This is a genomic window from Mastigocoleus sp. MO_188.B34, from assembly GCF_030065675.1.
Classification (GTDB): domain Bacteria; phylum Cyanobacteriota; class Cyanobacteriia; order Cyanobacteriales; family Nostocaceae; genus Mastigocoleus.
The window spans coordinates 44,077-59,682 of record NZ_JASJDK010000044.1 but is presented as its reverse complement, the minus strand read 5'-3'; the positions used below and the strand labels follow the sequence as shown (position 1 = coordinate 59,682).

General features: G+C 34.9%; 11 protein-coding genes. All 11 read left to right on the top strand.

The window, feature by feature from the left end:
* Positions 1–492: 492 nt before the first annotated feature.
* Positions 493–1,377, top strand: a complete 885-nt coding sequence (locus QNJ50_RS12925; protein ID WP_300635852.1) for a dienelactone hydrolase family protein — start codon at positions 493–495, stop codon at positions 1,375–1,377.
* A gap of 592 nt (positions 1,378–1,969) precedes the next feature.
* Positions 1,970–3,049 carry a GNAT family N-acetyltransferase gene (locus tag QNJ50_RS12920; protein WP_300635851.1) on the top strand — a complete coding sequence of 360 codons (1,080 nt, stop codon included), beginning with the start codon at positions 1,970–1,972 and terminating at the stop codon, positions 3,047–3,049.
* A gap of 317 nt (positions 3,050–3,366) precedes the next feature.
* Positions 3,367–3,678, top strand: coding sequence for a BMC domain-containing protein (locus tag QNJ50_RS12915; RefSeq protein ID WP_027841493.1), 312 nt, complete (start codon positions 3,367–3,369; stop codon positions 3,676–3,678).
* 265 nt (positions 3,679–3,943) lie between these two features.
* The gene (locus QNJ50_RS12910; protein WP_300635850.1) at positions 3,944–4,294 is read left to right on the top strand and encodes a carbon dioxide-concentrating mechanism protein CcmK; all 351 of its coding nucleotides are present in this window, start codon (positions 3,944–3,946) and stop codon (positions 4,292–4,294) included.
* A gap of 1,261 nt (positions 4,295–5,555) precedes the next feature.
* Positions 5,556–6,746, top strand: coding sequence for a HetZ-related protein 2 (locus QNJ50_RS12905; protein ID WP_300635849.1), 1,191 nt, complete (start codon positions 5,556–5,558; stop codon positions 6,744–6,746).
* Between the two features lie 194 nt (positions 6,747–6,940).
* A complete protein-coding gene (locus QNJ50_RS12900) occupies positions 6,941–8,104 on the top strand; it encodes a pilus assembly protein PilB (RefSeq protein ID WP_300635848.1) in 1,164 nt (387 codons plus the stop codon).
* 544 nt (positions 8,105–8,648) lie between these two features.
* Positions 8,649–9,326 (top strand): Crp/Fnr family transcriptional regulator, encoded by a 678-nt coding sequence (locus tag QNJ50_RS12895; RefSeq protein ID WP_300635847.1) that lies wholly within the window; start codon positions 8,649–8,651, stop codon positions 9,324–9,326.
* A 304-nt stretch (positions 9,327–9,630) separates the two neighbouring features.
* Positions 9,631–11,268 carry an ATP-binding protein gene (locus QNJ50_RS12890; protein ID WP_300635846.1) on the top strand — a complete coding sequence of 546 codons (1,638 nt, stop codon included), beginning with the start codon at positions 9,631–9,633 and terminating at the stop codon, positions 11,266–11,268.
* A 546-nt stretch (positions 11,269–11,814) separates the two neighbouring features.
* A complete protein-coding gene (locus QNJ50_RS12885) occupies positions 11,815–13,086 on the top strand; it encodes a CHAT domain-containing protein (protein WP_300635845.1) in 1,272 nt (423 codons plus the stop codon).
* 13 nt (positions 13,087–13,099) lie between these two features.
* Positions 13,100–14,503 (top strand): hypothetical protein, encoded by a 1,404-nt coding sequence (locus QNJ50_RS12880; RefSeq protein WP_300635844.1) that lies wholly within the window; start codon positions 13,100–13,102, stop codon positions 14,501–14,503.
* 21 nt (positions 14,504–14,524) lie between these two features.
* Positions 14,525–15,601 (top strand): MoxR family ATPase, encoded by a 1,077-nt coding sequence (locus QNJ50_RS12875; protein ID WP_300635843.1) that lies wholly within the window; start codon positions 14,525–14,527, stop codon positions 15,599–15,601.
* Positions 15,602–15,606: the final 5 nt, after the last annotated feature.

Genomic DNA, 15,606 nt, shown 5'->3' with positions numbered 1-15,606 from the left:
AACTAACAATACCTTCGCCAATTTACGAGGGTGAGTTGATGTGTAAACTCCCATTTCTCCGATGCTTGGCAAAAACAATAAGTCCTAAAAATTCCTTCACAGTTTTACGCAAAGCTATTTTTAACGTGTTGCTTACAGCATAAAGGTTCTAAGAACTCAGACTATTTTATAAGCGAAACACTCATATATGGGTATTTTTGCTATTTTTGCCACAATTTTTCTAGGCTCCTATTTTGGCAAAGGTATTGACAAACAAACATATTTTTTCATAAGTAATTAAGCGGACATGATATAACTGGAGAAACTACGAGAATTGGACGAGAAACAGCCTTTGCTTTAAGTCGTGCAGGAGCAAAGGTAATTGTTAGTGATTTATTCACCGGGAAAACTCACTAGCCTTCATTTATTATTAGTACATTTTTATAAGTTACGCTTAAGGCTATATCATTTTTGGCTATATTAAAAACGTTATTTTCATGGTGAAATTTGGTTATGAATAAAAAAAACTACAGGTGGATAATTATTTATTCTGTACTTTTAATTGCCACTTTACTATTTAACCTCGGGTTGCATAACTTTAATTTTAGCCAGGATACAAGCCAATCCCTCGCGATCGCACACCACAACGACCAACCGGTAGCAACGGAAATTGCTCTAGCAAAACCCAAGGTTGAAGTTACAGCTAAAAAAGTCAATTATGCTACTGTCAATGGTGAGAAAATCACAGGTTATTTCGCTCAACCGAAAGCCACAACTAAACCCTTACCAGGAATTATTGCAATTCATGAATGGTGGGGACTAAATGAAAATATCGAATCTGTAGCGCGACGATTAGCGGGTGAAGGTTATCAAGTTTTAGCTGTAGATTTATACAACGGTAAAGTAACTGAATCTCCAGAGGAAGCTCTCAAGTTACTCCAAGCAGTATCGAAAAATCCCGATCCAGCGAAGGATAATCTTAAGCAAGCTTATGAATATTTAGTCAATCAAAACAAAGCTTCTAAAGTTGGGGTAATTGGTTGGTGTTTTGGTGGTAGTTGGTCTTTGCAAACTGCAATTTTGTTACCAAAAGATATAGATGCTACGGTCATTTATTATGGCGGACAAATTGGCGATGCAAAACCGGAGCAACTGAAAACATTGCAAATGCCAATTTTAGGAATTTTTGGGGCTGAAGATGCTTCGATTCCTGTTAGTACCGTACGTAAATTTGAAAAGACTCTCAAGGAATTAGGTAAACAAGCAGATATTCAAATTTATGATAATGCTGGACATGCTTTTGCTAATCCTAGCGGAAAAAATTACGTTGCGGAAGCTGCCAAGAAAGCTTGGACTGAAACAACTCAGTTTTTTCAACAATATTTAGCCCAAAACTGACGGAGAATCGGAGATACGGCGAAATTAACAGGACATACCAACGTAGTACTCATAATTATCATTCTCATAAAGTCAGATGAATTGAGTTTTTTTGGATAATTTATTCCTTGGAAGTCCCTAAAGTTAGGGGTCTAGAACTCAACAAGCGAAAAAACAAAATTCGTTCACATTGAACAAGGATTTGATTATTTAGGTTTTAATGTACGGCAATATCATGGTAAAACCATAATAAAGCCAGAAAAGCAAGTAAAACATTTTCTTCTGCTTTGCGATGTGCCATATTGTAGCGATGCACCAATACGTCAGAACTAAAGAGAACGCCAAGATTGATATGCGTTGATTACACACTTGTAGTGCAAACATATCAAAGCTAGACAATAAGCATAATAGTCTTTGATGATATTGTTTTGACTTAACAGCTAAACAAAAAACATAAGTAGAAATACTGTACTTACTTCTTATTTTAAATTAACTTAACACTAACTATTTTCTAAATTTAAATAAAATTCACTGAAGCTTTAATGTATTTTATTGAACTTAGTGCTAGCAGAAGCTTAATATTCTCTCATGGGTTTTTGTTTTTAAATGAAATATGTTTACTAGCATCATTAATCGCATCGAGGAATTTGATAAGCTAAAAACTGCTTGGAATCAAGTTTATGATTCCGATAAACATGCGCAGGTATTCTTGTCTTGGTCATGGTTGCGTGGTTGGCTAGAAGTGAACTCCGACGAATGGTTAATTCTAGCTCTCCAATCCGATCAAGATTCTGGATATATTGCTTTCTTTCCAATAGTCATACATTCTTGGAAGTGGAATGGAGTAAAACTATATCGAGCACTTCATACAGCAGGGGATCCCCTCGCAGATCATAGAGGATTTGTTTGTTTGCCGGAATTTGAAGAAGAAGCAATTCAAAATTTTGCTACCTACATTCAAGAAAACTTGGAATGGGATCGCTTTCAAATACAAAATATATTGGGCTCTCAACTAAGTAGTTTCCTTAAATATTTCCGCAAAGATAAGTTTCATATAGAGTCCATTGAAGAACATTCATATTCTTATATTCCTTTACCTAGTAGTTGGGAAGAGTATCTCAAGAAATTCTTGGGTCCTAAAGCTCGTAAAAATGTACGTCACGCACTTAGACAAGTAGAAAAACAGAGCAACATTCACTTAGAAGAAACCCATAGGAATAATTTTAAAACTCAACTAGATGCGTTATTGAAATTGATGCAGATGCAAAGAGGCTCCCAACCTAAAAGTTTATTGAATATGTATCGCGATATATTTCAACGCTGTGCTGAGAATAATAATTTATGGCTGAGCGTACTTTGGGATCAAAAAAAACCTATTGCAGCAACAGGTATGTTTGTCGACCTTAATAAAAAAAGAGCCTATGGTTACATGACTGGATATAATTCTGAGTATTCTAAGTTATCGCCTGGTAGAGTCATGATGGCTTATAGCATTAAAAAAGCTATAGATAATAATTTCCAGATATATGATTTTCTCAGAGGTAGTGAAGAATATAAGTTTTCTTTCTTTGGGGCTCAGAAGTATTTCAACACGAGTTGTCAAATTAACCGCAAAACTATGAAATCAGATGCGATTAAAGCTCTCAAAAAAATAAAAGATATATCAATTTATACTACTAACAACTTGTTCTGATAGGTATTGTATCAGTATATAAATTACGCCCAAAAGTAATTAGATAGGTGGAAAAATCATAACGATTCTCAACCGATCTAATTGCTTTGGATAAAACTCAACTAGAAAAGAATACTACTCTTCTCATATGATTTTCTTTTTCTGAGATTGGCAAAATTAACTTTGAAGAAGTTGAAAGTATGGATGAATTCCCCTTAGTCTGGGTCGAAATATCCCATTTTTTGGAAAGTCATACCCAAACTCAGGTAATGTTTATTTAAGGATCAAAAAAAACGTATAATAAAGGATACTTATACGTACATCTGGAGATTAAAGCCATGCCAATGGCAGTTGGAGTTGTTGAAACTCAAGGTTTTCCGGCAGTACTTGCAGCAGCAGATGCAATGGTTAAAGCCGCTGAGGTCACTATTGTTCAATCTGACAAGTCGGAAAGCGCTCGTTTCTTTGTTGCTGTGAGAGGACAAGTTGCTGAGGTAGAAAGGTCTGTTGAAGCTGGAATTGAAGCAGGTAATAATGCATACGGAGGTAAAGTAATAACCTATTATATTGTTCCTAATCCCCCAGAAAATGTAGAAAGTATTCTACCAATTCACCATACTCCAGAATCAGAACCATTTCGTTTATTTTGAATTAGCCAGTCAGTACAATTTAGGATCGTACCTATTGCTTTAAAAAATATCTAACTTCAAATAAAATATTATTGATGATTTAATATAAATGTAACTTAAATTTTTAGTGAATGCACAGAGCTTCCTTTTTTTTTAATGATTTTTTATTGCATTCGTATAAGCAATTCAAACGCAACGATTAAAAAACTATTATGCCAATTGTATAGAAAGATTCGTAAAATAAACTTCTATCCCCCATTTGTCCATTAATATTAGGAGATAACCAATGCCACTACAGGCAGTTGGATCGTTAGAAACAAAAGGCTTTCCTGCTGTATTAGCTGCAGCTGATGCAATGGTAAAAGCTGGTCGAGTAACTCTTGTCGGTTATATTAGGGTTGGTAGTGCCCGCTTTACAATAAACATTCGTGGTGACGTACAAGAAGTAAAAGCTGCAATGGATGCTGGAATAGAAGCTTCTGAAAAATGCCATGGTGGAACATTAGAATCTTGGGTGATTATTCCCCGTCCTCATGAAAATGTTGAAGCTGTTTTACCAATTGCTTATACTGAAGCTGTTGAACAATATCGTTTGGCAGTAGAGAATCCAATCGTTCGTAGATCAAATGGTCGTTAATTATTTTTAATTAATTAGTATTTGCTCTTAATTCTCTGTCCTTAGTCCATATACAACTAAGGACAATATTTATGATTATAAATACAAAAATAGTAGAGCATGAAAAAATTTACTAACCTTTCTATTTAATTTTTTCTATTTAAATTAACTCTAATTATAAAACTGATTTTAAGTATACCTGATCGCATTTTTGTAACTTATTCTGGTTATTTGTAACATAAACCAAATACCCTAGAAAGTTGATCGTAATTTATACAGCACTTTGCAAGTAGATAAGATATATTTATCCTCGTCCCTGCTCTCTTCTATTATTAAAGATATGAAGTGTACATCATTTAGATGAAATCGACTGTAAATTAGTCTATATATATGACTGAGATATTCGTTACCTTAGCGCTTCGTAAAATGGGATCGCTTCCCTGACACCGCAGGATCTAGGTATTGCGAGTCTCTTCAGAATTATTATCAATGCTTTGGGATTGCTACTCCCTTACAGAAATCCTACATGGGTCAACCTCAAATCGCAATGAATGTAATTACGTTATTTGCGCCTAAGTTATGTATTAGTCAAAATTACATTAACCAAAATAGACTCATAAGTTTGAAGCTTTATTAAACAATAAAAATTGTTATAAATAAACAGTTGCCAAGGGTTAATGCTCTAGTACATAATTTCATATACGCAGATGAATAAACATAAAATTTAATACACTCAAAAACAAATCTAATAAAACATCCAATTCAATAACTAAAATTGAATAACCAAAATTGATTCATTCCCTGATGCATTTCTTTACTTGCAAAGCATTGGTGTGTTTTTATACTTTTTTGGCTGGGGACATTTTGAAGTGAGAAAATTTTGGGATGAAATGTATTTTGGTATGCATCTAATTTGAAGCAATCTGCTTGCTGCGTTTTGATAATGCCGCACAAGTAGAAATCATTTCTTCATTTACTTGCTCATGTTGCGTAAAATTCCCTCAAATTCTTCATGATTTGACCTATACCTTATAGGATCTGAGAAGATATTTTTAAACAATATCCCAATATTACCATTTACAAAAGTTAAAAGGTAGAAAAATTATGAAAACGTACAGTCAAGGGTAATCTCCACGATTAAAATCATAATTTGTGGTTAAGGTATATGGCAAAATGCATAAGTCCAGGGAATCGAAACGTAATTAAAGTGAGACCAATTAAATGTCAACCAAAATAATAAGCGATCTGAACCGGGTACTAACTATATTATCAAAAATGTTAAGTGGGGGTTGTAATGAATACTTTAAGGCAGGGTTTGAAGGAGCGCAATCTTGAAATGAAAATTGAGCAAGAGTTTGCAAAAGCTTGGAGAACAAGGTTGGCTGCGGAATGTCCAAAGCAAAGCTTAGAAAATAGAGAACATATTATTTGTTGGCTTTTAGGTAATGATACTCAGCGTTTCAATGGTTTACATGGTAGGGAATTACAAATTGCGAAACAAGCGATGGAGTATAAATACCGAATCCTGCAACAACGTTATTTAGGAGTAGGAAGGGAACGTGCGTACCGTAATCTCATAGTCAGATTGGGAAGTTTGGCAACATTGAGGAGTAAAATTCAGACTTGGATCGCACTCTCGCGCGATCGCCAGCGCAAAGTCCTAGATGTATTGCAAGAAGTAATACAGGAACTACTCCAAAACGACAATTATATGCGCCAGCAAATGGCTTTTATCTCTAACATAACAAACAATGCTCGTCTAAATGATGCCCTTTTGTTTGCCAGTATAGAAGAATATTGCTTGCGTCCGGTACGAAATCAACCTTTGTTGGCTTATCGTTTCGTAAATTACCTGCGTCGTTCCCAACGTGGCGGCTTAACTCAGGTTCCAAGCAATGATATGATTCGCATGGTATCTGATGAAATGCTTACGGATGATAACGAGAACCGAGTTAACTTACTAGACTCACAAGCAGTTGCTGAATACCAGGAAGAGCAAGATCGCGAAGAGCAGCAATTATTGCGTCATGAAGTCAAAGAAAAGTTTGAAGAGTATCTGCGAGAAAATGAAAATCTTGGAGAGAATGCAGTTACTTGGTTGAAGTTATATTTACAAGGTAAGTCACAAGATGAAATAGCGAAAAGTCTAAACAAACCTATTAAAGAAGTTTACCGCCTGCGAGAAAAGATTAGCTATCACGCAGTAAGAGTCTTTGCTCTAAAAAATAAACCGCAATTAGTAGATAACTGGTTGGGTGTATCCATCGAAGAGCATAATTTAGGTTTGACACCCCACAAATGGGAAGAATTGCAAGACAAACTAACTCAAAAACAATCCAAAATTCTTGTATTGCTTAAAGATGGAGTAGCATTGGATGCAATTGCTCAACAGTTAAAAATGAGGACGCATCAAGTAATGGGTGAATGGACTAAAATTTATCTAGCGGCTCAAACCTTGAGGACACAACAATAATTATGCACCAAAAGTGCAGTATCCTTGGATTTGGGACTTTTCCCTCATCCACCTATTTTTACTTTTCGCTGAATATCACTAGGTATAAAAGTAACTTATTTAACTATTGTCTTAATTTAAGACATATGCTTCTGTACTGCGATTAAGATGGAAACACAATTCAGTACAAGTCCAAATAACAAGCAGTCGAACTTATGTCGTCTTCAGGGGAAATATCGAAAAATACGTCAGAAGCTAACCAGCAAAATTCATCTAATAATGTAGCTGGGTTATTGGATAAGGAAAACCAAAAGCGACTATTTTCGCTGATTGATAGAGTGATTTCCTTTGAAGCTTGCTTATACCACCAAATATTACCTTTAAAATTAGAGAATAATAATTTGCTATTGGGTATCGTTAATCCAGAAGATCGGGAAGCACTAGATTATGTCAACAGCATATTAGTTTACATGAATTGTGCGATCGCTACTGAGATAATTAGACCTGAAATCCATAGAGATATGCTTTCAGCGTACCTAAATCATAAAAATACATCTACAGAAATAGATTCAGGAAAAGTTTTAGATCTAAATGAAGCAGCGAATGACGAGATAGGAGATACTAAAACAAATAGCTCTGAAGCAGAAATTTCCTCAAGTCCACCCGAGCAATTATCTGTTGATAATGTTAGTTCTTCCCTAAATTCATTTCCGGAGCGAGAAAATATACAGATAACTTCCTTGAACCGATCATTTACGGAATCTAAATCTGTAAATTACTTACCAGTTTTACAGTTACCTCAAAGAAACTCCTCAATTTCTATAGATCAAATTGTAGTTCTTCCACCAAGAAGAATATTGGAAGAATTGTTAGCAAGAGTTGTAACTGGTGGTATCGGTCGATTGTACTTGGAAAGAAGACCTTACCATGGTCGAATACTTTGGAGCGAGAATGGTGCGATTCAGTCCATCCTTGAGGAGTTGCAATTATCTCTTTTTCAGGGAGTATTGAATGAGTTAAAGCGATTTACCAACCAGTCTATTGCCACAATAACAGAAGTTCAGCAAATCGAAAAAGAATACATCTACCAAAAACAACGAGTGTTACTACGTCTGCGAATAATGCCGGGAATGTACGGAGAAGAGGCTACATTACAGGTGTTACGCGGAGCTGCATTAAAGTTTTATCAAAATCAACAGGTATCGCGTCTTAGTGAAGATGTATTAAGTATATCTCAAAGACTAAGTTATAAATTACACGAATTGCAAGGGAAGTTATTACGCAGTTCTAGTAAGAATCCAGAAAGAATCGAATCTCTCAAATCACTCAACAGATTGTTAAAAAATTTGGATAGACAAATTAAATCTATTACTTGTTAAAATTGCTACTTATGAGTTGCCCAGGACAAATACATGTAAATCACCAATAAAATTTAAATAGTCTAGTAAGTTGGGGCGATGTCAGTATAAACGCTGATTTCGTTCAGTAACTTATTATGTTGTAATGTAATCCTAGAATATAAAAGAATTTAAGGTTTCGGCTGAAATCAATTTGATGTTCTAAGTCTGTACTTTATACAATTTCATAGTAAGCAATATGAAAAAGTTTAATTACTTTGTAAGTATAACTAAAACGTTATCATTAAGATATGTTAATCACAAGTTTTTTACTAAAACGTAAGAGTAAATCTAAGTAATATTAAGGTTACCGATGCCAAGTAAGTAAAAATTAAATTTATTATGATGCTTTTGGTTTTAAAATGATAATCTCAGGATTTATCTAAACGGAACCGGGATCATCAAACAATCCCACTTCAGAGCTTGGGTTCTGTAAATTTTTTTTCTATTAACTGGAACTATTACATAAGTTTTTTAGTTATAAAAATAATTTTAAATTGCATACTTAGCTAGTTGCAGACATTCCATGCAAGCAATATTTTTCAGTGAAATATTTCCCTTAATGAGTACAGCCAATCCGCAAACCCTGGAGTGGTTGTTGAATGTAGCGACAGAACACGAATATCCTGCAGGAAGAGCCGTTTTGATGGAAGACTCCTGGGGTAACGCAGTTTATTTTATTGTCGATGGCTGGGTAAAAGTTCGTCGGACTGCAAACGAAAATTCTAGTGCTGTAGCTATTTTAGGGAAAGGCGAATTTTTTGGAGAAATGGCAATCTTGGACGAATCTCCCCGTTCTACCGATGTTATTGCTCTTTCTAGAGTTAAGCTCTTCAGTATATCTCGAGATCGCTTTATTCAAATTTTATTTAAAGATTCCCAGTTACACCACCGAATGTTACAGTTAATGGTGCGTCGGTTACGACAAACAAATCTCCGTTTGGAGATGCGCCTTGCACCACCAGCTGTTAAATTAGCCCATAGTTTAATAACTCTGGGTGAGAATTGCGGTCAAGAGAATAATAAGGAAATTTTTAATATTCCTTTTCAGGATTTAGCAGATGTTACAGAAATTAGTTTGGAAGAAACAACTAAAATTATGGAAAAATTGGCTGAGAAAAATTGGATTGCAATAGATGAAGTCAATCAAGTGTTGAGGTTAGTCAATTTTAAACAGTTAACAAATTTAGCTAGTAGGATATAAGCTAGTAGGATATAAAAGATATTTGGTAATCTAGTGCTTGATTTGTAAAAGATTTACTTAACATCACGACAACAAAAGCATAATATATTGTGTTTACTTTTTGACGATAAACTCCGATATTTCATCCTCAACAATAGCGGATTCCAAGTAAATGAGGTAGAGCTAAAAAACAAGAAAGTGGTGTCAAAAGTATTCTGTTTCTGGCTCTGTCTCCTCTTAAAATAGCGGTGTACGACTGCATATAATTCTGTATTAAACGAGCTTAGTATTAAGCTAATTTATTCTCAGTCAGAAAACAATTCCTATGAATTTGTTCATTAAGAGATTAAAGCATCATGCCAATAAATTCCTTCTGCGTGTTCTGACCATAGCTGTAATCTTAAGCTTGGTGTTCGTTGCTCTGGGAAGCTGGAATATTTGGGAAATTAAACAGAATTTTAATTATGTAATAACTACAGAGTTTGAGTTGCAACGTTTGAGTGGTGAAATAATCCATCTTGACGAAGTACTAACTATGTCCGCACGCATGGCTGCAACTACAGGTGATTTGAAATGGGAAGATCGGTATCGGCAGTTTGAATCCAAATTAGATGCTAGGATTAAGAAAGCAATTAGTCTGGCACCCGAAACATATGATAGTCATACATTTCAGACAAATGCTGCTAATACTAAACTGGTAGAAATAGAGAATCAAGCTTTTGATCTGATTCGCAAGGGTAAGTCAGAGGAAGCATTATCATTACTATTTAGCCCAACTTACCAAAATCAGAAACAGGTTTATGCTGAAGGAATGAAGCAAACAACTGATGCATTGAAAGAAAGAATTCAGTCAAGTTTGAATTCCTATAATTTGGGCTTATCCAGGTATCTTTTTTTCAGTTTTATTAGTCTGGGGATTTTGATATTAGCTTGGTTAATGGTTTTGATTTTGGTCAATCAATACATTAATTACCGAAGGAATATTGAAAGAGAGTTGCGAGCGGCTAAACTCGAGCAAGAACAGAGCAATAGTAAGTTAAGAGATTCGGAAATGGCTCTGCGATACAAAGCAAAAGTTTTGGGAAATACCTTAGAAGAACTCCAGCAAACTCAATTACAAATGATTCAAAACGAAAAAATGTCCAGCTTGGGACATTTAGTTGCTGGTATTGCTCATGAAATCAATAATCCAATTAACTTCATCCATGGTAATCTTCAGCATGTGGAGGAATATACACATAATTTGTTGAGTTTTATCAAGCTGTACCAAAAACATTACCCCGACCCAGGATCTGAGATTGAGGATGAAGCTGAGGAACTCGAGTTGGATTTTATCAGGGAGGATTTACCTAAGGTCTTAAGTTCTATGCATATGGGTACAGATCGCATCAGGCAAATTGTACTTTCACTACGTAATTTTTCACGAACTGATGAAGCTGATTTTAAGGCGGTGGATGTTCATGAAGGTATTGACAGCACATTACTAATCTTACAACATCGCGTCAAAGCAAAATGCGAACGCCCCGACATTCAAATCATTAAAGAATATGGCGATTTACCATTAGTTAAATGCTATGCTGGACAATTAAATCAGGCTTTTATGAATATCCTGAGTAATGCTATTGATGCGATTGAAGAAGCGATTAAAGTTAGACAGGATAATCCGGAGATAGAAGATAATACCGGAGAAATAAAAATTAATACATCAGTAATTGATTCTGCTGAGTTAATAAAAATTACGATTGAAGATAATGGTATAGGAATGTCTGAAAAAACTCGCAGAAAAATTTTCACACCATTCTTTACAACGAAACCGGTTGGTCAAGGGACTGGAATGGGTATGCCTATTAGCTATAATATTATTGTTGAAAAACATGGTGGTAAACTAGACTGTCAGTCTACTGTTAACAAAGGTACTAAATTTATCATTCAGATTCCGATTGAGGTAAAAACTTCTAAATGATGTATGATATTTGGATTTAATATTTACCATTAGAGAAAATTTTAAAGTTATTTTTTGATTTATTATTTTACTTTACCTAATTCCAATTGAATTTTGATGATGTAAATAATCGTGGTCGACTGATATTAGGTGGAACTTGTACAGTAAGTGATATTAGCTATTCAATAGATTTAGGGTTATTAAATCAAGCCTGTTGCAGACATAGAAAATTATAGATTTACTTCATAGATAGATAACAGAAAAATTGGCAGGGAGCATCCCAAATGTGTAAAAACATATTTTTTCATTGCGCACGTAATGATTTACACGTAATTATATTCTGGATTGAATTTTAGATTAAATTCTGGGAAATAATTGCATAGACTTTTAAATGCTAGTTAATATCAGCATGGGGTGCGTTCTTCACTTTGAAGTGATTTTACTTGGAAATGGTAGTCGCAGATAGATTGATGATGCTAGGTTATCTCAGTCAGAAGCTAGAGAACCATGACAACGAGACTTAGAAAGTGAGAAAAACAAATGTTTTGATCCAAAAAATAGGATGGGATGATGGAATATCAAGATTTTCAAATACTAGTTGACAAAAATAACAATATTCGCGTGTCCTCAGAGCAAGGCGAGGTTTCGGGTGAGTTGCAATTAAATAAGAGAATAATTAAACCTATTTTAAATCTTATTGAACTCCGACAGGCAAACAAGGACTTACAAAAAGACTTGGGTAATGAACTTTATCAAGCATTATTTCCCAAAGAAATTGATAAGCGATTCCAGGCTACGATCGCAGGTGCACAAGCTCAGAAACAAAGTGTCCGCTTGCGTTTAGTATTTGAATCTCCCGAATTAGCTTCCTTACCTTGGGAATTCCTATACGATGAGCAAACCAATACCTTTTTAGGAAATAACACCAATACTGTACTCTCCCGGTATATTGATGTTCCCCTGCAAAAACGCGATATCAAAGCCGCTAGTTTACCCTTGAAAGTCCTGTTAGTCATCTCTAGTCCTAGTAATTTAGCCACATTAGACGCAACCGGGGAAGAAAAACTAATTCGCGAAGCTTTGAAACAACAAATAGATCGAGATCAAATCGAGTTAGATGTAGTAACAGAAGCTACCACCCGCAATATCAGACAAAAACTACGTGAAAAGCCTTACAACGTGTTTCACTTTATTGGTCACGGTGATTTCGAAAGTGAGAAAGGCTATATCTATCTTATTGATGAATATAACAAAGCTAAAGCATTAGATGATGAAAATTTCGCCAACTTCTTTTTAGGTAATCGCAATTTAGGTTTAATTATTCTTAACTGTTGTCGAAGTGCAACGGTATCTGCAAACCAAGCATTTGCAGGTACTGTATCCAATCTAGTACGTCGTGGAATTCCCGCAGTTGTTGCGATGCAATATACAATTGCTGATTCCACTGCTAAGATTTTTGCAGATGAATTTTACCGTACCCTTGCACTAGGGTATCCCGTAGATACAGCCATTCAAGAAACCCGTAATGGGATTTCTATGGATGTCGGATTAGATAAACGCGATTTCGCTACACCAGTACTATATATGCGGGCTAAGAATGGAGTAATTTTGAGTGGTCTTGATGAGAAAAGTAAACCTAGTATTATTCAACAAACTAGTACTATTCAACAAATTAAAATTGAAAGCTTAAAGAAGGATAAGGAAAAACTACTTAAAGATTATCAAGGAGTTGATGAGAAAAAGAGGATGACAAGTAATCCTCAAGAAATAAATAATTTGCAATTACAGCTTGATTCTATTGTCAAACAAATCGAGGAAATTGAGCAACAGCTTCAATAGTTAGGTTATGGAGATGAGTCCAAGTATCATAAAAATCCGGCTTGAAAGCTTAAAGAAGGATAAGAAAAAACTAAACAAAGACTATCAAGCAGTGGCTGATAAAAAAAGGATGACAAGTAATCCTGTAGAACAAAATAATTTGCAATTACAGCTTGATTCTATTGCCAAAAAAATCGAGGAAATTGATCCACAAATAAAAGATTTGAAGGATGAAGCGGAGGAAAGTAAAAATAAAAAATTGCAAGAAATACTGAGTAAATTCACAAATGAATCTTTTTTAATTGTACAACAGGCATATCGAGTTTGTTCTCCTAAAGGCTGGAATCATATTTCAACTGAGAAGCCAGAAGAAATTTTGGCAGATGTCTTGAAAATGCGCCAAGGAGACTCTGAGTATACAAGAATTGAGCATTTTGTGGCTTATTTACTTGTACTTATTCAAAATTCATCATTAGTTTCTCTATTGAGGAAATGGGCTGAGGAAAATATAGATGAATTTGAGGATTTATTGAATCAGGAAAGAGAAAAATTACAAGAAAATACTAAAAACAAAAATTCATATTTACTACTAGTACTTGAAAAAAGTAATCAAGATTCGGCAAGCAATAATTCAGATTGTTATCGTATACAAGCATCGTATATTTCAGATATTAACTATTACAAATATAATCATGAAAATTACATTTGTGATGGCTGTGATTCCCTTAATTTAAGTGAGTATGAAAATAAAACTTTTACAATTGATAAAATTGGGGATGTTTTAAATGATATTTTAAACAAAAATATTGAATATAACTTTGATTGTTATAGCAATTTAACTATTGAAATATTTCTTCCATTAAATCTGCTAAATCATCCTGTAGATTGTTGGGAATTTAAAGATGGAACGGAAATAGAGGATTTAGATTTAGGATTTCCCGACACACAAGCTATTGGACAAAAATACAAAGTTGTGGTGCGTTCTTACGAACGGTGGAGACAACTTTACCAAAAGAAACAATACAGATATTCGTGGGAGAGAAAGTGGAAACAACTAGAAAAATCTGCATGTAGTGCTTTTTCACTAGGTTCTGAGGATACTGTGAATGATTTAGTTGACCCAAGACAAGAAATAATTGGGCTAAAGGTTGTGAAAGCACCTGAAAAGATAGGTAGGGGAAGTATTTTTGCTGCAATCATAAAAACTGGAACTCCCGTGGCTTTATGGTTGAGGAATAATCCACGTAACTTTGACTACTGTCAATCTGAAGTAGAGCGAATTCTAAAGAAATGTAGCTGTGTTCATGACTTACCTAATACTCTAAAAGATGAGCGGTCGAATGCCAAGCTAAATGTAGAAACTGACATCGGTAATCATATTTCCTTATTATGGGAAAACCCTTATCGCTTACCTCCTGATATTAATTATTCTATGTGAATTACTCGACCGAATATTTTTATGACTGACTGGAAAATTTTTCAACCTGGTAATCCCAAACCCCATGATGATATAGACAATTTACCACCTCCGCCAAGTTGGCGTGAATATGGTAATGATGACAAAAACACAAAGAAAAAACGCGGTGCGAAGTTTCAAGCTCGCGAAGAAGAAATTAATTTAGTTAATGCAGCTTTATATCTACGACGACCCTTATTAGTAACGGGGAAACCGGGTACGGGAAAAACATCCCTAGCTTATGCTGTTGCTTATCAGTTAAAATTGGGTGAAGTTTTGTACTGGCCAATTACAACTCGTACTACTCTTAAGGATGGGCTGTATTCTTACGATGCGATCGCTCGTCTTCAGGATACCTCGCTACCAGGTACTAATCATTCAAATAACTCCAACGAAATTAGCGATCGCGAAACCCCGCAATCAAGTACAAATAATTCCAATAATCTCAACGACATTGGTAAATATATTCAACTTGGACCACTAGGAACTGCTTTATTACCATCGAAATCAGGATCGAAAAGACCACGAGCATTACTGATTGACGAAATTGATAAAAGCGATATTGACTTACCCAATGATTTATTGCATGTTTTTGAAGAGGGGCAATTTGAAATCCCTGAGTTAGTGCGGATTACAGAAAAATGTGAAACTGTGGGTGTGAGAACTGCTTATAAAGATAAAACAGAAGATATTACTAAAGATGATATCAAAACTACCATTAACCAAGGGCGGATACAATGCGATAACTTTCCCTTCGTGATTCTCACCAGTAATGGAGAACGAGATTTTCCTCCTGCGTTTTTACGTCGCTGTTTGCGTTTGGATATCAAAGAACCCGACGAAAAAGAGCTAACGAAGATTGTTAAAGCTCACTTTTCGGATAGGAAAGATGAAACTGAGTTTTTAAAAGAAGCTGAGGAATTAATCAAGAAATTTATCGAAAAACGTGACAATCAACAAGAAAATTTGGCGACTGACCAATTACTGAATGCAATTTATCTAATGACCCGTAAATATGCACCTGAGGTTCAAAAGAAGCAAGAATTAATTGACCAATTGCTCAAAAGCCTTAACCCATAGGATAG